Source organism: Salinisphaera japonica YTM-1 (assembly GCF_003788585.1).
Lineage (GTDB): Bacteria > Pseudomonadota > Gammaproteobacteria > Nevskiales > Salinisphaeraceae > Salinisphaera > Salinisphaera japonica.
In genome coordinates this window covers 1-20,627 of record NZ_AYKG01000069.1, presented here as the reverse complement: position 1 = coordinate 20,627, position 20,627 = coordinate 1, and the positions used below count along the sequence as shown (strand labels likewise).

21 protein-coding genes are annotated in these 20,627 nt (G+C 65.2%); 11 read left to right on the top strand and 10 right to left on the bottom strand.

Annotated elements, in window-relative coordinates; all coding sequences use genetic code 11:
* Positions 1-3: 3 nt before the first annotated feature.
* Positions 4-717 (bottom strand): YggS family pyridoxal phosphate-dependent enzyme, encoded by a 714-nt coding sequence (locus SAJA_RS14765; RefSeq protein ID WP_123659437.1) that lies wholly within the window; start codon positions 715-717, stop codon positions 4-6.
* 396 nt (positions 718-1,113) lie between these two features.
* Here SAJA_RS14765 and SAJA_RS14760 point away from each other — a divergent pair, with 396 nt between their 5' ends.
* From SAJA_RS14760 to SAJA_RS14740, 5 genes are all read left to right on the top strand, one after another.
* On the top strand, positions 1,114-2,151 hold the full coding sequence (locus SAJA_RS14760; protein WP_123659436.1) for a type IV pilus twitching motility protein PilT: 1,038 nt from the start codon (positions 1,114-1,116) through the stop codon (positions 2,149-2,151).
* A complete protein-coding gene (locus SAJA_RS14755; protein ID WP_123659435.1) occupies positions 2,148-3,347 on the top strand; it encodes a PilT/PilU family type 4a pilus ATPase in 1,200 nt (399 codons plus the stop codon). Before SAJA_RS14760 ends, SAJA_RS14755 begins: the two co-directional genes overlap by 4 nt.
* A gap of 47 nt (positions 3,348-3,394) precedes the next feature.
* A complete protein-coding gene (locus SAJA_RS14750; RefSeq protein ID WP_123659434.1) occupies positions 3,395-3,835 on the top strand; it encodes an ATP-dependent zinc protease family protein in 441 nt (146 codons plus the stop codon).
* A 68-nt stretch (positions 3,836-3,903) separates the two neighbouring features.
* Entirely contained in the window at positions 3,904-4,809 is a 906-nt protein-coding gene (gene rimK / locus SAJA_RS14745) for a 30S ribosomal protein S6--L-glutamate ligase (protein ID WP_123659433.1), read from the top strand.
* A 96-nt stretch (positions 4,810-4,905) separates the two neighbouring features.
* Positions 4,906-5,985, top strand: a complete 1,080-nt coding sequence (locus SAJA_RS14740; RefSeq protein WP_123659432.1) for a succinylglutamate desuccinylase/aspartoacylase family protein — start codon at positions 4,906-4,908, stop codon at positions 5,983-5,985.
* A gap of 472 nt (positions 5,986-6,457) precedes the next feature.
* Here SAJA_RS14740 and SAJA_RS14735 read toward each other — a convergent pair whose 3' ends face one another.
* The 9 genes from SAJA_RS14735 to argE all read right to left on the bottom strand — a co-directional run bounded on the left by SAJA_RS14735 (position 6,458) and on the right by argE (position 13,679).
* The gene (locus SAJA_RS14735) at positions 6,458-7,435 is read right to left on the bottom strand and encodes an aspartate carbamoyltransferase catalytic subunit (RefSeq protein ID WP_123659431.1); all 978 of its coding nucleotides are present in this window, start codon (positions 7,433-7,435) and stop codon (positions 6,458-6,460) included.
* A gap of 21 nt (positions 7,436-7,456) precedes the next feature.
* Positions 7,457-7,960, bottom strand: coding sequence for a bifunctional pyr operon transcriptional regulator/uracil phosphoribosyltransferase PyrR (pyrR, locus tag SAJA_RS14730; protein WP_123659430.1), 504 nt, complete (start codon positions 7,958-7,960; stop codon positions 7,457-7,459).
* Entirely contained in the window at positions 7,957-8,421 is a 465-nt protein-coding gene (gene ruvX / locus SAJA_RS14725) for a Holliday junction resolvase RuvX (RefSeq protein ID WP_184999931.1), read from the bottom strand. The genes pyrR and ruvX overlap by 4 nt, the downstream gene beginning before the upstream one ends.
* Positions 8,414-8,968, bottom strand: coding sequence for a YqgE/AlgH family protein (locus tag SAJA_RS14720; protein WP_123659429.1), 555 nt, complete (start codon positions 8,966-8,968; stop codon positions 8,414-8,416). Before SAJA_RS14720 ends, ruvX begins: the two co-directional genes overlap by 8 nt.
* Before the next feature lie 59 nt (positions 8,969-9,027).
* Positions 9,028-9,978: a glutathione synthase gene (gene gshB, locus SAJA_RS14715; protein ID WP_123659428.1), complete on the bottom strand. Its 951-nt coding sequence runs from the start codon at positions 9,976-9,978 to the stop codon at positions 9,028-9,030.
* 142 nt (positions 9,979-10,120) lie between these two features.
* Positions 10,121-10,375 carry a hypothetical protein gene (locus tag SAJA_RS14710; RefSeq protein WP_123659427.1) on the bottom strand — a complete coding sequence of 85 codons (255 nt, stop codon included), beginning with the start codon at positions 10,373-10,375 and terminating at the stop codon, positions 10,121-10,123.
* Positions 10,372-11,100 carry a 16S rRNA (uracil(1498)-N(3))-methyltransferase gene (locus SAJA_RS14705; protein WP_184999930.1) on the bottom strand — a complete coding sequence of 243 codons (729 nt, stop codon included), beginning with the start codon at positions 11,098-11,100 and terminating at the stop codon, positions 10,372-10,374. The genes SAJA_RS14710 and SAJA_RS14705 overlap by 4 nt, the downstream gene beginning before the upstream one ends.
* A 26-nt stretch (positions 11,101-11,126) precedes the next feature.
* A complete protein-coding gene (gene argA / locus SAJA_RS14700; RefSeq protein ID WP_221180276.1) occupies positions 11,127-12,470 on the bottom strand; it encodes an amino-acid N-acetyltransferase in 1,344 nt (447 codons plus the stop codon).
* 57 nt (positions 12,471-12,527) lie between these two features.
* Positions 12,528-13,679, bottom strand: a complete 1,152-nt coding sequence (gene argE, locus SAJA_RS14695) for an acetylornithine deacetylase (RefSeq protein WP_123659425.1) — start codon at positions 13,677-13,679, stop codon at positions 12,528-12,530.
* A 525-nt stretch (positions 13,680-14,204) separates the two neighbouring features.
* Between argE and SAJA_RS14690 the strand changes: the two genes are divergently transcribed.
* The 6 genes from SAJA_RS14690 (at position 14,205) to SAJA_RS14665 (ending at position 20,570) form a co-directional block, all read left to right on the top strand.
* Positions 14,205-15,482: a JDVT-CTERM domain-containing protein gene (locus SAJA_RS14690; protein WP_184999929.1), complete on the top strand. Its 1,278-nt coding sequence runs from the start codon at positions 14,205-14,207 to the stop codon at positions 15,480-15,482.
* 42 nt (positions 15,483-15,524) lie between these two features.
* Positions 15,525-15,926 carry a JDVT-CTERM system glutamic-type intramembrane protease MrtJ gene (gene mrtJ / locus SAJA_RS14685; protein ID WP_123659423.1) on the top strand — a complete coding sequence of 134 codons (402 nt, stop codon included), beginning with the start codon at positions 15,525-15,527 and terminating at the stop codon, positions 15,924-15,926.
* 339 nt (positions 15,927-16,265) lie between these two features.
* Complete coding sequence (locus SAJA_RS14680) at positions 16,266-16,811, top strand: UPF0149 family protein (protein WP_184999928.1); 546 nt, start codon at positions 16,266-16,268, stop codon at positions 16,809-16,811.
* Positions 16,808-18,145, top strand: coding sequence for an aminopeptidase P N-terminal domain-containing protein (locus SAJA_RS14675; protein WP_221180275.1), 1,338 nt, complete (start codon positions 16,808-16,810; stop codon positions 18,143-18,145). Before SAJA_RS14680 ends, SAJA_RS14675 begins: the two co-directional genes overlap by 4 nt.
* Positions 18,142-19,371 carry a 2-octaprenyl-6-methoxyphenyl hydroxylase gene (ubiH, locus tag SAJA_RS14670; RefSeq protein WP_123659420.1) on the top strand — a complete coding sequence of 410 codons (1,230 nt, stop codon included), beginning with the start codon at positions 18,142-18,144 and terminating at the stop codon, positions 19,369-19,371. The genes SAJA_RS14675 and ubiH overlap by 4 nt, the downstream gene beginning before the upstream one ends.
* Complete coding sequence (locus SAJA_RS14665) at positions 19,368-20,570, top strand: UbiH/UbiF/VisC/COQ6 family ubiquinone biosynthesis hydroxylase (protein WP_123659419.1); 1,203 nt, start codon at positions 19,368-19,370, stop codon at positions 20,568-20,570. The genes ubiH and SAJA_RS14665 overlap by 4 nt, the downstream gene beginning before the upstream one ends.
* The last annotated feature ends 57 nt before the right edge of the window (positions 20,571-20,627 follow it).

Below are 20,627 nucleotides of genomic sequence, written 5' to 3'. Positions count from 1 at the left end.
GGCTCAAGTGTCGCGCGCGCCGAAGATCGCGGTGCCGACACGCACATGGGTCGCGCCTTCGGCGATGGCCGCGTCGATATCGGCGGTCATGCCCATCGAGAGGGTGTCCAGCGCGAAGCCGCGGGCTACCAGATCGGCCTGGATATCCCGCAGGCGGGCAAATGGCTTGCGCTGGGCCTCGAAATCGTCGCTGTAGGCCGGAATGGTCATCAGGCCGCGCAGGCATACGCCGGGCAATTCGGCGATCCGGGCCGCCAGTTCGGGCACGTCTGGCGGTGCGACACCGGATTTGCTGTCTTCGTCGTCGATATTGACCTGAATACAGATATTGAGCGGCGCCATGTCATCCGGGCGCTGCTCGGACAGGCGCCGCGCGATCTTGAAGCGATCCACGGCATGGGCCCAGGCGAAGTGGGCGGCGATATCGCGGGTCTTGTTGGACTGGATATCGCCCACGAAGTGCCATATCGGTGCCGGCTCGGCATCGGCCAGGGCGTCAATCTTGTCGAGCGCATCCTGGAGATAGTTCTCGCCGAAATCGCGCTGGCCGGCGGCCAGTGCGGTCTCGATCATCGTGGCCGGCTTTTTCTTGCTGATGGCTACCAGCGTGATCGTATTCGGTGCGCGCGCGTGGGCCTGCGCGGCCGCGGCGATCTGATCGCGTACCGTGGCCAGCCGGGCGGCCACGTCGATATCGGTATCGGGGGTTTCGGCCATCGCTTTGCACGCAGAAGAAGGCGAGCCGCTAGGATAACGCATGCTAGGGCGTGTTGAGGTTTTATACGAGCGCCGCTTTCGTCGAGAGTCCGCAGTGTGTCCTGCAAGGCGCGAGTCGCGGCTCTGGCTGTGCCACGATCAAGACTCGCTAGCGCCACGGCGCCCATCTTCAATTTTTATGGGCGGCCCAACCTCTCGGGACAAGCGCCCTAAAATTAACGACGTCGCCAACCCAGCGTTCTAGCCCACTGCGCGACAATGACACGCCAAGCGGGCTACGCCTCGTCTTGCCGCCCATAGTCACAATATGGAGCGCTTGGCGCGGGCTCGTATGAAACCTCAACACGCCCTAGACCGAGGTTCGCCCTCCGGCGGCCATCATCAACAGGGGGAGACATGGATATCGCACAGCTGCTGGCCTTTGCGGTCAAGCAATCGGCCTCGGATCTGCACTTGTCGGCGGGCCTGGCGCCCATGATTCGCGTCGATGGCGATATCCGGCGGATCAATCTGCCGGCGATGCCCGAGAAAGAAGTCTTCGAGCTGATCACCGAGATCATGAATGACCGCCAGCGTCGGGATTTCGACGAGCACTGGGAAACGGATTTTTCCTTCGAGATCCCGGGTCTGGCGCGGTTTCGTGTCAACGCGTTTCAACAGAACCGGGGCTCGGCGGCCGTGTTTCGTGCCATCCCGGCCGACGTGCTTTCGTTGGCTGAATTGGGCGCACCGGGCAGCTTTGCCGATATCGCCGGCCTGGCCCGCGGGCTGGTGCTCGTCACGGGGCCCACGGGGTCGGGCAAATCGACCACGCTGGCCGCGATGATCGATCACAAGAATCGGCACGAGCTGGGCCATATTCTGACCATCGAAGACCCGATCGAGTTCGTGCATGCCTCGCATCGCTGCCTGATCAACCAGCGCGAAGTGGCCCGCGATACGCACTCGTTCGCCGCAGCCCTGCGCAGCGCGCTGCGCGAGGATCCGGACACGATTCTGGTGGGCGAGCTGCGCGATCTGGAAACCATCCGCCTGGCGCTCACAGCGGCCGAAACCGGGCATTTGGTCTTTGGCACGCTGCATACCGTATCAGCGGCCAAGACCATCGACCGCGTGATCGATGTATTTCCCGGCGGTGAGAAAGACATGGTGCGCGCGATGCTCTCGGAGTCGCTGGCGGCGGTGATCTCTCAGACTCTGTTGAAGAAACCCGAGGGCGGGCGTGTGGCCGCCCACGAGATCATGCGCGGCACCCCGGCTATTCGAAACCTGATCCGCGAGGGCAAGACCGCCCAGATGTATTCGGCCATCCAGACCGGGCAGGCCCACGGCATGCAGACCCTCGACCAGTGTCTGGCCGATCTGCTGCGTCGCGGTATCGTGGGCCGTGATCAGGCCCGGCGTTATGCCGTGCAGAAGGACGCGCTCCCATGAACGTAGAACAGGCCGATAAGCTCTTGACGGTGCTGCTCGAACGCCTGGTGAGCGAGGGCGGCTCGGATCTGTTCATCACCGCAGGATTCGCCCCGGCGATCAAGAAGGATGGCCGGCTGGTCGCGCTCATGGAGCGTGCACTGGGCCCCGAACAGGCGGAGCGCCTGGTTGCGGCATCGATGAGCCATGCCCAGTGCGCGATGTTCGCCGAGACGCAGGAAGCGCAATTCGCCATCGCCGGCGCCGCCGGGCGGTTTCGGGTGTCAGCGTTCGTCCAGCGCGGGCACAGCGGGGCGGTGATACGGGTCATCAACACCGAGATCCCGACGCTGGCCGATCTTGATTTGCCGGACACGCTGGCCGAGCTGGTCATGGCCCAGCGCGGGCTGGTGCTGTTCGTGGGCGCCACGGGGTCGGGAAAATCCACCTCGCTGGCTGCCATGCTGGGCCATCGCAACCGTCATGCGGCCGGGCACATCATCACGCTGGAAGACCCGATCGAGTTCGTGCACGAACACGCGGCCTCGATCGTGACCCAGCGCGAGATCGGCGTGGATACTCAGAGCTGGACGGCCGCCCTCCAGAACACCCTGCGCCAGGCCCCGGACGTCATTCTGGTCGGCGAGGTGCGCTCGCGCGAGACGATGGAACATGCACTGAATTTCGCCGAGACCGGGCATTTGGTGCTGGCTAGCCTGCACGCCAACAACGCCAGCCAGGCGATCGATCGCGTGCTCAATCTGTTCGACGAGGCCGAACGTGCCCAGCGGTTGATGGATCTATCGCTGAACCTGCGGGGCGTGGTCAGCCAGCGCTTGGTGCGCCGGGCTGCCGGCGGGCGCGTGCCCGCACTGGAGCTCCTGCTGGCCACGCCGCTGGTCAGCGATCTGATTCTGCGCGGGCGCCTGGTCGAGCTGCGCGAGGCGATGGCCCGCGGCGCCGAGCAGGGCATGCAGACCTTCGACCAGCATCTGTTTGCGCTCTACGAGGCAGGGGCGATCGATTTGACCGAAGCGCTGCGCCACGCGGACTCGGCCAACGAGCTGCGTTTGAACATCAAGCTGGCCAGCCAACGCGCCGCCCGTGAGCAGACCGATGCGATCGACGGGCTGTCGCTGGACCTGGCCGATACGCCGGATTCCGATGCGTCCGGCGCCCGATATTCGCACCAGCCAGACGGCTCACCGCATCGTTGAACGATCAAGCGGGTAAGCTGGCGCTCGTACTGGACGATGATTAGACCATGACCAACGACATCCCGCTGATCGGCTGGCGTGAATGGGTGAGCCTGCCGAGCCTGGGTATTGATGCCGTGAAGGCCAAGATCGATACCGGCGCGCGAACCTCGGCGCTGCATACGTTTTCCCTGGACGCCGACTATGAAGGCGGCCAGCGTATTGCGCGCTTCGGGGTGCATCCCCTGCAGGGCGATACCGACACCGTGGTGTGGTGCCAGGCGCCGGTGGTCGACGAGCGCAACGTACGCGACTCGGGCGGGCATCGGGAGTGGCGTTTTGTCATTGCCACCGAGCTGGGCCTGGCCGATCGCCGATGGACGGTCGAGATCACGCTCACGGCGCGCGATACAATGCTGTTTCGGATGCTTGTCGGGCGCACGGCCATGGCCGGCCTGCAGGTCGATCCGAGTGCGTCTTTCCTGATGGGCCGCCGCGGCGCGCGATAGCGCTGTTGCTGGCCCGCTACTCACACTTGCCGGAGTGCATCTCCGGCTACGAACCCGGGGGTTCGATCATGCATATCGCCATCATGTCGCGAAACCGACAGCTCTACTCGACGCGACGGCTGATCGAAGCCGGCAAGGCGCGCGGCCACGAGGTGTCCGTGGTCGATCCGCTGCGCTGCTATATGAACATCGTGCCGCATGCGCCTGAGATCCATTACAAGGGCAAGAAGCTCGAGAACATCGATGCCGTGATCCCGCGTATCGGCGCCTCGGTGACGTTCTATGCCACGGCCGTGCTGCGCCAGTTCGAGATCATCGGCGTCTATCCGGTCAACGAATCGGTGGCCATCTCCCGATCCCGCGACAAGCTGCGCTCCATGCAGCTGCTCTCACGCAAGGGCATTGGCCTGCCGGTGACCGGCTTTGCCCACAGCCCGGACGATACCGACGACCTGCTGGATCTGGTCGGCGGCAATTCGTATGTCATCAAGCTGACCGAGGGCACCCAGGGCAAGGGCGTGGTGCTTACCGAAACGCGCGGTGCCGCCGAGTCGGTGATCGATGCCTTCCGCGGGCTGGACGCGCATTTTCTGGTGCAGGAATACGTCAAGGAAGCCAAGGGCGCGGATATCCGGTGTTTCGTGATCGGCGACAAGGTCGTGGCCTCGATGAAGCGCCAGGGCAAGGATGGCGAGTTCCGATCCAATCTGCACCGCGGCGGAAGTGCCAGCGTGGTCAAGATCACCCCGGAAGAGCGCTCCACGGCCGTGCGTGCGGCCAAGATCATGGGCCTGAACGTGGCCGGCGTGGATCTGCTGCGCTCCAATCACGGCCCGGTGGTCATGGAGGTCAACTCCTCGCCCGGTCTGGAAGGCATCGAGGGGGCGACCGGCAAGGATGTGGCCGGCCAGATCATCAGCTTCATCGAGAACCATTCCAAACGCGGCAAGACCCGAACCCGCGGCGCGGGCTGAGCCGTTTGTTAAGCCAGCCGCACTTATGATGACAAACGGCGACACGCGTTTCGTGTCGCCGTTTTCGTATGTGGGCCTGCCCACGAAGGACACGCGATGAGTGACGAGCCCCCCAAGACCCGGGACGCCCAGACGATCGAGATCGCCGGGCAGGAAGTCGCCCGCGGGCAGACCAGGACGATCGATATCCCGGTCGCCGATCTATATACCCATACCAAGCTGACGATGCCGGTCACCGTCATCCGCAGCAAGAAGCCCGGCCCGGTGCTGTTTCTGTCGGCCGCGGTCCACGGCGATGAGCTCAACGGCGTGGAAATCATCCGGCGCGTGCTGCGCCTGCGCCAGTTGAAACGCCTGACGGGTACGGTCATCGCGGTGCCGATCGTCAACGTTCATGGCTTTCTGCGTAACTCGCGTTATCTGCCCGACCGGCGCGATCTGAACCGCTCGTTCCCGGGCAGCAGCAGCGGTTCGGTGGCAGGGCGTCTGGCCAAGGTCTTCATCGACGAGATCGTGATGAAATCCGACTACGGCATCGATCTGCATACCGGCGCCGTGCATCGCTCGAACCTGCCCCAGATTCGGGCGGATCTGTCCCAGGACACGGTACGTGCGATGGCCGATGCCTTCGGCTGTCCGCTGCTGATCGATGCCCCGCTGCGAGAGGGCAGCCTGCGCGAATATGCCGATCGCAAGGGCGTACCGCTGCTGCTTTACGAGGCCGGCGAAGCGCTACGCTTCGACGAGTTCTCGATCCGCGCGGGCGTACGCGGCGTGGTGGGCGTCATGCGGCATCTGGGCATGCTCAGCGAACGACGTAACGCCAAGAAGACCGCCGCCCCGGTGGTCGCCGAAGATTCGTCGTGGGAGCGCGCGCCCGAGTCCGGCATCCTGCGCATGCTGGTCGAGCTGGGCCAGTACGTAAATAAAGAACAGGTGCTGGCCTACGTGGCCGACCCGTTCGGCCAGACCGAGGTCGAGGTCAAGTCCGAGCACGCCGGTATTGTCATTGGTCGCACCTACCTGCCGCTCGCCCACGCCGGCGATGCCATATACCACGTCGCCCGCGTGAAGGGCGCGGAAAAACTCGCTGCCCGCGTCGAAAAATTCCAGGAAGCGCACGAACCCGACCACCCGGACGATCGTGGCCTGGCCGACGAGCCGCCCCTGGTCTGAAAAATAATCCGCGAATGAACGCCAATAAACGCGACTGAATACAGGCAGTTATCCGCCGATGAACACCGATGGCCGCAGATGAAAAAGATGATCGACTGAAATTAACGATCGATTCGACAAGATAGTCATCCGCAGATTGCGCAGATTTCACAGATTACGTTTTTTGATCATTGGGCCGCTAAGCGGCGGCTCGAAGCTCACCGTATCGACCAATATCTGCGGATCATCTTTTTTATTCGCGCTTATTCGCGTCCATTCGCGGACAATCTTCGAAAAGAACACGTCGCCCAGAATGAAGAAGGGAGACTGTCGAGGTATTGCTCGTTAGCTGATCAGCGCGCCGGTATCTCAAACGACCCTGCACAATCTGTCTTTCAATCTGCGTACATCAGCGTTCATCTGCGGATTGCTGTCTTTATTCATTCGCGCTTATTCGCGTCTATTTGCGGATAAACAATCGCGGAACGAAGGCTCAGGACGTGCGGGCGTGCTCGGCGGCGGCGGGCTGGCCGGCGATCAGGGCCATGACGGCCATGCGGATACCGATGCCGTTGCGGACCTGTTCGAGTATCAGTGACTGCTTGGAATAAGCCACTTCGGGCGTGATTTCGACGCCGCGATTGATCGGGCCGGGGTGCATGATCAAGGCGTCGGGCTTGGCATGGGCGAGATTGGCCTCGGTCAGGCCGAAGTCGCGATGATAATCGGCGATATCGCCCAGCACGTCGCCGGCGATGCGCTCGCGCTGGATACGCAGGCCCATCACGATATCCGCATCGGCCAGGCCAGCCGTGATATCGGTGGTGGCGGTGACGCCAAGCGTGGCGGGGTTCTCGGGTAAGAAGGCCGTGGGGCCGACGAGACGGATATCCGTCGTGCCCAGCGTCTTGAGCGCATGGATCGTGGAATGCGCGACCCGGGAATGAGCGATATCACCCACAATGGCCACTGAGAGATTGTCGAAATCCGGGCGGTGACGACGAATCGTGAAGACATCCAGCAGTGCCTGGGTCGGGTGCGCATGGCTGCCGTCGCCGGCGTTGATGATAGCCACGCCGGGCCCGGCGTGCGCGGCAAAACGAGCCGCGGCGCCGTTTTCCGGATGACGAATGACGAAAACGTCCGCGCCCATCGCCTGCAGGGTGAACAGGGTGTCCAGATCGTCCTCGCCCTTGGTGCGCGACGAGGTGGCCACATCCATGTTGATCACGTCGGCCGAGAGCCGCTTGGCGGCGAGCTCGAAAGTGGTCCGCGTGCGAGTGGAGTTCTCGAAGAACAGGTTGAATACGGTGCGCCCGCGCAGCAACGGGACTTTCTTGGCCGGCGCGCCGATCTCGGGCACGAAGGATTCGGCCGTGTCGAGAATCTGGGTGATCAGGTCCGCGGACAGGCCTTCGGTGGTGATCAGGTGGCGCAGACGGCCGGCGTCGTCGAGTTGGATATCGCTCATGCGTAACGGGTGCGGCCGGGATCAGCGCAGCACGAGCTGCAGGGGCTCGGGGCCGGTAAGCTTGATCTGACGATCACTGGCCAGATCAAGATTCAGACCGGTGGCGTCCGCGGCGAAGGGCAGCTCGCGACAGCCGCGATCGACCAGCACGCCCAGGCGCACGATCGCCGGCCGGCCATAGTCGAACAGCTCGTTGAGCGCGGCCCGTACGGTGCGCCCGGTGTAGAGCACGTCGTCGATCAGAATGACCGTCTTGTGGTCGATATCGGCCGGAATATGGCTGGGCCCCACGCTCGGGTGCAGGCCGACCATCGAAAAATCATCGCGATAGAAACTGATGTTGATCGTACACAGCGGGCTGTCCAGGCCGAAGTGTGCGTGCAGGCGTTCCGCGATCCATGCGCCGCCGGTTTCCACGCCGACGATCACGGCATCCGGGTTGTCGGCGACGATCGGTGCCAGCTGGGCCGTGAGCGCGGCCAGCGCGGCATCGGCGTCGAAGGTGGTGGGCGATACGTCGTTCATACGGTGTCCTTTATGTCGTTCTGCAGCCAGCGCTCGAGAATGACCTGTGCGGCCATGGCATCGGAATCGCCCTTGGCCAGGCGTTTGCCGCGGCTGCCCGAGGCCCGGGCCGCGGCCAGACGCTCGCGGGCCTCGATGGTCGAGTAACGCTCGTCCATCAGATGCACCGGTCGCTTGTAACGGCCCCAAAGCTCTTCGGAAAAATTACGGGCCCGGTTGGTCATCTTCTGGTTGGTGCCGTCCTTGTCCAGCGGCAGGCCCACCACGAAGATGCCCACGCCCCATTGATCGACCAGCGCATCGAGGCGCTCCCAGTCCGGCTGGCCGGCGATATGCTCGAGCGCCTGTAATGCCTTGGCGGTGCCGACGATGGCATTACCGACGGCGATACCCATTCGGCGTTTGCCGTAGTCGAAGCCCAGGGCCAGATCCTGGGCCAGATCATCGGCCGGCTCAGGCATGCCCGGCCGCCCCGGAAAGCTGATAAGCCTCAAGCCCCAGCAGGCCGGTGGCATCGGCCCAGCGCCGCTCGGCCGGGGACTGAAAGATGATCGCGGACCTGGACGGGGTCGTGAGCCAGCTGTTGGCCAGAATCTCGTTTTCCAGCTGGCCGGCGCCCCAGCCGGCATAGCCCAGCGTGATCAGATACGCGCTGGGCCCGAAGCCGTTGCCGATGGCTTCCAGAATATCGCGCGAGGTGGTGATCGCCAGGTTGCCGTCGATATGCAGGGTCGACTCCCACTCGCCTTCGTCGGTATGCAGCACGAAGCCGCGCTCGGTCTGTACCGGGCCGCCCCAGTAGACCGGCATGTTGCGATCCACATGGGCCTCGATATCGAGCTGCGAGAGCATATCCACAAGCGACAGATCACTGGCCTTGTTGATCACGAGCCCCATCGCACCATCGTCGTTGTGGTCGGCCAGCAGGGTGACGCTGCGAGAGAAATCGCCGCCGACCTGTCCCGGCATGGCGATCAGGAACTGATTCTTGAATTGCATGTTCTGCATGCCGTGATTATCCGATGCCGCGGGCGGCTCGGCAAACCGACATGCAGAAATCGATGCGATCAGTGCAGGCGTTTCTCGATGGCATCGAAGAGCCGGGCGCAGATATTGATATCGAACTGCGCCTCGAGTTCGCGCACACACGTGGGGCTGGTGACGTTGATTTCCGTGAGCTTGTCGCCGATGACATCCAGGCCCACGAACAACAGGCCCTTGTCGCGTACGTATGGGCCGACCTCGCGGGCGATTTTCAGATCCCCCTCGGTCAGCTCGCGGCCCACGCCGTGCCCGCCGGCGGCCAGGTTGCCACGCAGCTCGCCCTCGGCCGGCACGCGCGCCAGGGCATAGCCGACCGGCTCGCCGTCGACCAGCAGCACGCGTTTGTCGCCGTCCTTGATCTCGGGCAGATAAGCCTGGGCCATCGCGTAGTGGGTGCCGTGCTCGGTGAGCACTTCCAGGATCACGCTGGTGTTGTCGTTGCCCTCGGTGACACGAAAGATGCGCGAACCGCCCATGCCGTCCAGCGGCTTCAGAACCACGTCGTGATGGTCGGCGATGAAGCGCTTGAAGGCATCAGCGCGACGCGCGACCAGTGTGGGCCCGCAAAGATGGGCAAAGCGGTTGATGGCCATCTTTTCGTTGACGTCACGCAGCGCGTCACAGCGATTGACCACGAGCGTGCCTTCGTTCTCGGCCAACTCCAGGATATAGGTGGCGTAGATGTATTCGGTATCGAACGGCGGATCCTTGCGCATGAGGATCGTGTCCAGATCGGCCAGACGCATGATCCGGGACTCGCTGGTGTAGTCGAACCAGTGATCGTTATCGTCGGCCACCGAGATCGTGCGCGCATTGCCGTAACCCACGCCGTCTGCCACGAACAGATCGCTCATGGTGAAGTAATGGATCGTGTAGCCGCGCCGCTGGGCCTCGAGTAGCAGGGCCAGGGTGGTGTCCTTATAGGGGGTGATGTCCTCGATGGGATCCATCACAACGCCAAGCGAATGAGCCATGGCCTATGCGTTCCTTAACGACTCTTGTCGTTGCCGGTCGATTGATGCGTGCATGGTAGCGCACGCAACCGGTGGCCGGCCGGCATGCCCTCAATGTGTGCGATACCACTCGTAGCAGGCATAGCCGAACAGGCCCGCTAGGCTAGTGATTGCGGCGATCGGGATCCAGATCATCGCTGTTCTCCAACTTCTGTAGACCACGAAACAAGAACCTGATTACTACACTACCAGCAACGATGACGATCAGCAGCGCGTAGATGGCGGTCCAGAGCCTCGCGGAATCGGTCGTGTCGTAATTCGAGAAAAGCCAGCCAGCGATCGATATGCCGCTGGCGGCATCCAGAATCAATGCCGCCCGCAGCGTGGCGATCTCTTCCTTGATGCGTTCCAGCTTCACCCCGCCAGATCCCCCCACAGGCTCTGCAACGCGGCCAATGCAGCCATGCCGGCTGTTTCGGTACGCAGCACGCGCGGGCCAAGGCGCACGCCTTGCCAGCCGGCAGCCGCCGCCTGCTCGATTTCGCGATCCGACAGGCCGGATTCCGGGCCGATGAGCAGGGCCGCCGATGCGCGGCGCGGTATACCCGCCAGGCCGGTTTGTGCCGTGGGGGCTAGCATCAGGCCGATGTCGGCGTCGATGGGCCGGGTGATCCGCTCGGCCAGGGCGCGCGGCTCGGCCAGCATCGGGCAGATCAGCCGGGCCGACTGTTCGGCCGCGGATTCGACCACGCGTTGCCAGTGTTCGGTTTTCTTGGCCAGCCGTTCGCCGGCCAGTTTGACCTGGCCACGCTCGGAAAAGACCGGCTCGATGCGGGTCACGCCCAGCTCCACGGCCTTGGCCAGCGCGAAATCCATGCGATCGCCGCGGGCGATGGCCTGGATCAGCGTGATCGCAACCGGTGATTCCCGCCGAGGTGCCTCTTGGGCGTGTATGGCCGCCTCGGCCTGTTTGCGATCGACGCGTGACAGGGTGGCCGTATATTCAAAACCGTCGCCGTTGAAGACCACCAGCGCATCGCCGATCCGCTTGCGCAGCACCGTGGCCAAGTGATGGCGCTTGTCGTCGGGCAGGGCCAGCGGCGTGCCCACGGCAATCGGGCCGGGGATGAACACACGCGGCACGTGGCTCCTGTTTGATGTCGGCCGGCTCATGCCGGGGCCAGCGGCTTGATCAGCACCGCCGAGTTGCGCTGATAGTTGTAGAGCGCGCGTTTGGCCAGGGGCAGCGCCTCGATCGAGGAGGCCACAAAGCCGTGCTCGACGAACCAGTGCGGGGCCTTGGTGGTCAGCACGAACAGCCGAGCCAGGCCCTGAGCCTGGGCACGACGCTCGACTTCGGCCAGTAGATCCGCCGCCCGGTGCCCGCCGCGATAATCCGGGTGCACGGCCACGCAGGCCAGCTCGCCGATGGCTTCCTCGGCGTAGGGCATGAGCGCACAACAGGCCGTGATCAGCCCGTCGCGCGCCATGACGATATAGCGCTCGATATCCAGCTCGATGGCCTCGCGCGAGCGCGCCACCAGCAGCCCGGCGGCCGCCAGGGGTTCGATCAGTGCCAGCACGCCGCCCAGATCCTCCGGGCGCGCGGTTCGGATCGCGTCATAGGAATCCGCGGCCACCATCGTGCCGATACCGTCTCGGGAGTACAGCTCGCGCAGCAGCGCGCCGTCGGCCTCGAACGAGACCAGATGCGCGCGCTCCACGCCGGCCTGGCAGGCAGCGATCGCCGCCGCCAGCCGTGCCCGGTCGGGCACTGACAGCTCGCTATCGGGCGTGTCCAGCAGCGCACGTGCACCCTCGACCGACAGGCCCGGCGCCGAGCGCGCCAGACGCGCGTGCACGGCGTTGCCCGGGTGCAGCAACACGAACTTGTCGGCCGCCAGCGCGGTGGCCGTGGCCGCGGCCACATCCTCGGCCACGAGATTGAAGATCTCCCCCGAGGGCGAGTAGCCGATACACGAAAGCAGCACGATATGCCCACGGCCCAGATGCGCGGCCAGGCTGGCCGTATCGATACGGCGCACCTCGCCGGTATGGCCGTGATCGACGCCCCCCGCCACGCCGACCGGGCGCGCGGTGACCAGGTTGCCGCTGACAGTCGCGATCCGGGCCCCGCCCATCGGGGTGCTGGCCAGACTGGTCGACAGATGCGCCTCGATCGACATCTGCAGGCTGCCCACGGCCTGGCGCACACAGGCCAGTGCCGCGCCGTCGGTCACGCGCACGCCGGTGACGAAGTTGGGGGCGATATCCGCGGCGGCCATGGCGTCATCGATCTGAGGCCGCGCACCGAAGACCAGCACGATCTTCACACCGAGCGAATGCAGCAGGGCGATGTCATAGATCAGATCGGCGAAGCGATCCGAGGCCGCGGCCTCGCCGGGCAGATGGATGACAAACGTGCGCCCGCGATGGGCATGCACATAGGGTGCCGAGGCGCGCAGGGCAGCCACCAGCCCGTTGTCGTGGGTCATATCGAAGGAATCGCGCATCCGCGTATTAGATCAAATGCGCTCGCCCGGGGCGATGGTCAAGCGCACGAAGCCGGGTCAATTCATACAGAAACGCCGGATCAGCCCGGCGAGTATCCGCTGGGCCGGCCCGATCTGATCGAGTGCCAGATATTCGTTGGGCTGATGGGCCAGTGCGATATCGCCCGGGCCCATGACCACCGTCTGCATGCCCATGGCGTTGTAATAGGCGCCCTCGGTGCCGAAATCCACGCTCTGCGCGCTGTGCCCGGTCAGTTGTTCGCAGGCGGCAACGATCTCGGCGTCGCCGGCCGTCTCGAAGGCCGGCGTGCCGTCGAACAGCGGGGTGAAGGCCACCGTGCAATCGCTATCGGACAACGCCGCGCGCACACGCTCGTGCAGCTCCGCGCGCAGCCCGTCGATCGTCATGTCCGGCAGAAACCGCAGGTCGATATCCAGACGACACCGGGCCGGGATGCGATTGGCCGCATCGCCGCCGCGGATCGCGCCGAGGTTGAGCGTGGCGTGCGGCACCGGAAAACCGGCCACACGCTGTCGCTCAATAAGCTCGTCGCGCAGGGCGCGCACCGCTGACGTCGCCCGGTGCATGGCCTCGATGGCGTTGGCGCCGTGGGCCGGGTTGCTCGAATGGCCCGAGGCCCCGCGGGTTTCGATGCGCTCCATGAAAATACCCTTGTGGCGGCGGATCGGCACCAGGGACGTTGGCTCGCCGATCACACAAAAGCGCGCCGGTGCGGCCATATCGGCCAGCGCCCGCGCCCCGTCCATGCCGCATTCCTCGTCGGCGGAGACGATCAGGGTCAACGGGCGGGCGAGTTGCTTGGCATCCACCCGGCTGGCCGCCTCGGCGGCCAGCGCCAGAAAGCCTTTCATATCGGTGCTGCCCAGGCCGTAGAGCCGGTCGTTGCGCTCGGTGAGCACGAACGGATCACTGTCCCAGCCCTCGGCGTCGAAGGGCACGGTATCGATATGCCCGGCCAGGGCCAGGCCGTCACCGGGCGCGCCGCCGCCCTTGGTGGCGATCAGGTTGGCCTTGTCGTCACGATCTGGTAACGCCTGAATTCGACAATCAAAACCCACACGCTCGAGCCGCGCGGCCAGGGCCTCGACGGCAGGGCGATTGCCGCAATCCAGCGCGGGATCGTCACTGCTGATCGTGCGTGTGGCAACAAGTTCTTCGAGTAGCGGGCGCCAGGCGATATCAGACATGGGCGGATACGGCTATGACCATGGCCCTGATCATACGCAAAGCGCCGTGTTCAAGTCGTCACCCGGAAGTGCTACAAACAACGGTCTTGATGAAAATTTCCGAACGGTCACAGGGGCGATGACGATGGCGCGACACGGAGCATCCACCGCAGGGCTGGTTCTGGCCGGCGTACTGGTTTCACTCGCGGCGTGTGCCGCCTCGCCCGATAGCGAGTCACAGCAGCAGGCCTGGCCTAACGGTGCAGGGCCTGCCGCGGCCACGTCCCAAGCGACATCCCAGGCCTCGCCGGGCGGCGAACAGACGGCTGGCAACGCGACCGGCGAGACGGCTCGGCGTACCGAAGCCGACCGCTATCAGCCATGGACGACCCCAGATGGCGTTCACATGCTGCGCGTGGCACCAAGCGCATCGCCGCATCTGAGTGTAAGACGCTGCGACGACGGGCGTCTGGTCGCGGCAGAGCGCGGCCCGGGCGCATGCACCGAGCATTGATCGACCGCCTGATCACAAACAGGGACAGGCCAATGATCGCAACGATACGACGTATCGCGACCGCGCTCTTGCTGGTGGCAATGGTACAAAACGCGTCGGCGGCGGATTTCACGATACGCAATCTCGATGCCGGCAGTACTGCGGGTCTGTCGGATACGCGCCGTGTGGCCCCTATCGATGGCAATACCGGCACCACGCTGGGCGAGCAGCGCCGGATCGCGTTGCGTTACGCCGTGCGTATCGTGACCTCGCGACTGGTGAGCCCGGTGCCGATTCGTATCGATGCACGGGTGGATAGCGATAATCCCGAGCTGTCCTGCAGGCGCAACGCCGCCACGCTCGGCCTGGGCGGGGCGACGAACTACACCGCGAATTTCCCGGGTGCGCCGCAGCGTGATGTGCTCTATCCGCTGGCGCTGGCCAACGCGCTTGCCGGCCAGCGCCTGGCGCAAGGCGCCGATGCCCGCCTGTTCATGAACGGCAAGCTCGATGCTGGCGCCAGTGACTGCCTGCGCGGCGCCACCTGGTACTACGGGCTGAATGGCACGCCCGGCAACAACCAGATCGACTTCGTGCATACCGCCGTGCACGAACTGATCCACGGCATGGGCTTTCAGGCGATTGTCTCGTTGACCGACACCGGTGATAGACGACAGGGCGCCTACCCCGTGTTTCGCCCCGGCCAGCGTTTTCCAAGCGTGTTTGATCTATACCCTCAGGATCTCTCGATGACCGGCCAGCCGCGGTTCCCACAACTAACCGTGGCCCGACGTGCGAACGCGTTGAACCATGCGCCGTTCGTGGTCTGGTCCTCGGCGATAACCAACGCGGCGACAACCAACTTTCTGACGGCCGGCCGACAAGAAGGCCGGATCCGGCTCTTCGCGCCCGAAGTCGTTCGGCCCGCCAGCTCTATTTCACACTGGTCGCCGGCGGTCGAGCCCGACCAGATCATGGAGCCCTTCGAGTCGGTCGAGACCAGTGTCCTGAACGGCCTGGGGCTTGCCAGCTGTGCGCTGCGCGATATCGGCTGGCAGCTGGCCGACGGCGTGCACTGTCCGGATACCCAGACCGCCACGATCGTCGGTACGGCCCGCGGCCAGTACGTCCGCGCGTTTGCCGAGCCGGCCACGCCGGCGCCGCGCGCTGCCGAGCGCCCGGCCACGGAGAGCGACGATGACGACGACGGCGGCTCGAGTGGCGGTTGCACCATGGCGCCGGGCCAGGCGTTTGATCCGGTTTGGCTCGTGCTGTGCGTATTGGCTGCCGGAGTGCTCATGGTGCGGCGTAACGGGCAGGGCAGGGTTTAGTTGCGGCCTGACCCGCGCCGGACGACAGGCTGGCCCCTGTGGGTGGCCCTTGGACTCACGCCGCTTGGCCCGCTGGTGGCGATCGTGACCGGCTGGGCCAGCTGGCACCCCCACTGGCCGGCGCGATCGATCCTGACCATGGGTGTGGTGGCCGCGCCGGTCATCGAAGAGATCGTCTTCCGTGGCGGGCTGCAAAGCCTGCTGGCCCGGAATCAAGCGCTGCGGCGTGCACGCCTCGGGCCGATCAGCGCGGCCAATGCCCTGGCCAGCGTGGTGTTCGCTGCCGGCCATGTCGTGCTGCAAGACAGCGCAGTTATCGGGCTGGTGTTTCTGCCCTCGCTCGTGCTGGGCTGGCTCTATGAGCGCACCGGCCGGCTGGGCCCCGTGATGGGCGTACACGCAGTCTATAATCTGGCCTGGCTGACGCTGCTGTGCCCGGGATGAAAACCGGGCCCATCGCCACACGCCGGATGCTGGCGTAGGGCCTGTTGCCGTTTCATACGAGTCCGCGTTGGAGACCGCAAATCGTGTCCTGCAAGGCGCGAGTCGCCGCGTCGTGGTGTGCCACGATCAAGACTCGCAACGCCGCAGGACGCGATTTGCGGCCCAACCCTTCGGGACAAGCACTGTTTTACGGCAATACAGCGTTCTAGCCCACTGGCGCAGAACGACTGCGCGGCGCGGGCTACGCCCCGTCTTGCCGTAAAACAGCGCTTGGCGCGGACTCGTATGAAACGGCAACAGGCCCTACCATGCCCCCGTGATTACAATCCCAGTCGTCTCATGAGCCAAACCGATATCTTTTCTGTCCTGCAGACCGGGCTGACCCAGGCCGGCTCGGTCCAGACCCCCGGTGAAACCCACGGCACGCTGACCGGTATGCTGTGTATCAACAACGAGGTGTCACCCGCGGCCGCGGTGGACGACGTGGCCGGCGAGCAACTCGGCCAGGCGCTGGATGCCCTGCGCGAGATGACGCTGGAGGGCCTGTTCGACCCGGATCTATCGTTTCGCCCGCTGCTGCCGGATGACGACACGGTCGACCTGGATACCCGCGTGGCCGCGCTTGCGCGCTGGTGCGGTGGGTTTCTCTATGGCCTGAGTTTTTTCGGCGACTTCAATCCGGCGCATCTGTCGGCCGAGGTACGCGAGGTGTTGAACGATCTGACCGAGCTGTCCAAGGCCGAGCTCACCGCCGAGGAAGACGGCGACTCGGCCGAAGGCGACTATGCCGAGCTGGTCGAATATGTGCGGGTCGCGGTTCAGATGATCTTTCTGGAATGCCAGCCCAAACGCGAAGGCCCGCAGACACGGGAGACACTGCATTGAGCCAGACCGAAAACAGACAGGCCGAGATCGAGCGGGCCGGCGTGCATCGCCGGCGCCTGGCCCGGATGATCGGCGAGAACGCGGTGGCGATCCTCGCGGCCACGCCCGAGCGCAAGCGCAATAACGACGTCGATTATCCGTATCGTGCCAACAGCGATTTTCGTTATCTGACCGGGTTTCTCGAGCCCGAGGCGATCGCTGTCATTGCCCCGGGCCATCCCCAGGGTGCGTTCACGCTGTTTGTGCGCGAGCGTGACCCTGCGGCCGAAACCTGGACCGGCAAGCGGGCCGGTACGGACGGCGCGATCGACAATTACGGCGCGGACGCGGCCTATCCCATTGAAGCCTTTGATGCCTCGCTTGCCGAGATGGTGGCCGGACGCGACACGCTGTATCTCACGCGCGGCATCCATCCGGCTTTCGAGCAGCGCATCGCCGAGGCCATGGCCGGCCTGGAGAGCCAAGGGCGCGGGCACACGCCGCCGGCGACGACGGTATCGCTGAATACGCCGCTACACGAGATGCGTCTGGTCAAGAGCGATGACGAGATCGCGCTCATGCGGCGTGCCGCCGAGGTATCCGCGGCCGGCCACGAGGCGGCCATGCATGCCTGCGAGCCGGGTGTGACCGAATATCAGCTTGCGGCTACCCTACATCACGTCTATGGCTGGGCCGGCATGCACTGGGCCTACCCGACGATCGTCGGCGCCGGCGAGAACGGCTGTATTCTCCACTACACCGAGAACGCCAGCGTGATCGAACACGGTGATCTGGTGCTCATCGATTCCGGTGCCGAAAACGCCGGTTATGCCGGCGATATCACCCGCACGTTTCCCGCCAACGGGCGGTTTACGAGCGCCCAGCGTGCACTCTACGATATCGTGCTGGCGGCCAACGAGGCCGGCATCGCGGCCTGCCAGGCCGGCGCGCCGGCCAATGCCCCGCATCTGGCGGCACGCGAGGTGCTGGTTGACGGTCTGATTGCGCTTGGCCTGCTTGGCGGTGACCGAGAAAGCGTCATCGAATCAGATGCTTATCGCGTCTTTTTCATGCATGGCACGAGCCATTTCCTGGGCATGGACGTGCACGATGTGGGCGCTTACAAACAGGCCGGTGAATGGCGAGCGCTGGAGCCGGGCATGGTGCTGACGGTCGAGCCGGGGCTGTATGTGGCCCCGGATTGTGCCGAGGCACCGGCGGCGTATCGCGGCATGGGCATACGCATCGAGGACGATGTGCTCATCACCCGAGACGGCCCGGACGTACTCACCGGTGATGTGGTCAAAAAGCCTGACGACATCGAAACCCTGATGAGCGAGGCAAGCCCCACGTGAGTCGCGAATACGATATCGCCGTCGTCGGTGGCGGGCTGGCCGGGGCGAGCCTGGCCTGTGCGCTGGCCGATACTGGTCTGTCGGTGGCCCTGATCGAGGCCGTGGCCTTCGATGCGCCGGCCGATGACAACCTCAAGGCACGCACCACCGCATTGGCCTGGGGCACGCGGGCCATGTTCGAGTCGTTGGATCTGTGGGGGGCGATGGCCGATTCCGCGGCCGCCATCGAGCGCTTGCACGTCTCCCAGGCCGGCTATTTCGGCCGTGTGACGGTTGCCGCAGACGAATACGATCTGCCGGCGCTGGGCTATGTGGTGCCCAACACGGCGATGATCGCGGCACTGCGTGACCGGCTGGCAGCCCAGGCGCATGTCGATATCATCGCCCCGGCGCTCTTCGAGTCGTTGGACTATAACGGCCAGGGCCACCCGGTGCTTACTCTTGATGACGGCCGGGCCGTGCATGCCCGCCTGGTCATCGGCGCTGACGGCCAGAAATCCGCGGTGCGAGCCGCACTTGGCATCGGCGCACAGGTCGATGATTACGGCCAGAGCGCGATCATCACCGTGGTCACGCCCGAGCGTGCCCACGAGGGCTGTGCCTATGAGCGTTTCCTGCCGGGCGGCCCGCTGGCATTGCTGCCACGTACGCCCGATACCTGCGCCGCGGTCTGGGCGGTGCCCACGGACGAGGCCACCGAGCTTTGCAGCGCCAGCGAGACAGCGTTCACCCAAGCGCTGAACGCCGCGTTTGGCCACCGCCTTGGCGCGCTCACGCTGGCCGGCCCGCGCGGGGCCTATCCCTTGGCCCGAGTACTGGCCGATCAGGCCGTGGCGCCGCGGGCCGCACTTATCGGCAACGCCGGGCACGCGCTGCATCCGGCGGCTGCCCAAGGCTTCAATCTGTCGATCCGCGATGCGTTGGGGCTGGCCGATATCATCCGTGAGCATCAAGGCCTGAAAGGCGATGCCTTCGATCCGGGCGACGCCGATATGCTGGCAGCGTGGGCCGAGGCCCGCCGGCCCGACCAGCACCGCGTGGCCAACTTCACCGACGGCATTGTCCGGCTCTTCTCTAATCATCTGCCGGGCCTGGGCCATGCGCGCGGGGCCGGGCTGTTCGGCCTGTCGCTGGCGCCGGGCCTGCGCGCAGACATGGCGCGTCGCAGCATGGGGCTGGCGCTGCTGGATGATCTTCCGCGCGTGGATAAAGGAATCAAGCGATGAACAAGGCCGCACGATATGACGTGGCGATCGTGGGCGGCGGCATGGTCGGCGCCGTGGCCGCGGTCGCGCTGTCCCAGGCCGGTTTCGATGTCGCGCTGGTCGAGGCCAAGGCGCCGCCGGCTTTCGATGCCGGCGCCGAGTTCGATCTGCGCCAGTCGGCGATCGCCCCGGGGCCGCGCCGGCTGCTGGATAATCTCGGGCTGTGGCAGACCATCGCCGCCGAGCGGATCTGTGCCTTCACCGGCATGAAAGTGTGGGACGCCGGCCATCACGCCGAGCTGTTTCTGGAAAACACCGCCGTGGGCCTGCCCGAGCTCGGCCATATCGTCGAGAACGGGCTCGTGGTGGCCACGGCCTGGCAGGCACTCGATCAGGTCGATGTCTTCTGCCCGGCGCTGCTGGCGGATCTGACAGTCGAGCCCGACTGTGCACGGCTGACACTCGACGACGACAGTGAACTGACGGCCCGCCTCGTCGTGGGTGCCGAGGGGGCGAACTCCGCCGTGCGCGACGCGGCCGGCATCAAGACCACCGGCTGGTCTTATCATCAGCGCTGCACGGTCGGCGCGGTCACGCCGGAACGCCATCATCGACATATCGCCTGGCAGCGTTTCACCGAGACCGGCCCGGTGGCGTTTCTGCCGCTGGCCGACGGGCGCTGCTCGCTGGCCTGGCACGCCGATGACGCGCTGGCCGCAGAGCTGGCCGCGCTCGATGATGCGGCTTTCTGTGCCCGGCTGTCGGCAGCCAGCGAGCATGTGCTGGGCGAGATCGTGTCCATCGATACACGGGCCGCGTTTCCGCTCAAGCTCATGCACGCCGAGCGCTACGTCGACCCGCGGGTTGCCCTCATCGGGGATGCCGCGCACGTTTTGCACCCGATGGCCGGGCAGGGCGTGAATCTGGGCCTGCTGGACGTGGCCGAGCTGGTCCATGCGCTCGAGGCCGGCCGGGCCGCCCAGGCGGATGCCGGCGCGCTGGCGTATCTGAAGCGTTATCAGCGGGCCCGCATGGCCGACAACATGGCCATGCTGGCCGCCACCGACGGGTTGAAGCGGCTCTATGGCAGCGCCAACCCGATGCTCCGTGAGCTACGCGCCTGGGCGATCACCGGCGCCACGGCGCTGGCCCCGGTGCGCCGGCTCATGCTGGGCCAGGCCGTGGGGCTTTCCGGCAGTCAGGCGCGCCTGCTGCGCTAGGGCCTGTTGCCGTTTCGTACGAGCGCCGCGTTGGTGCCCAAAATCTGGCCGGGCAAG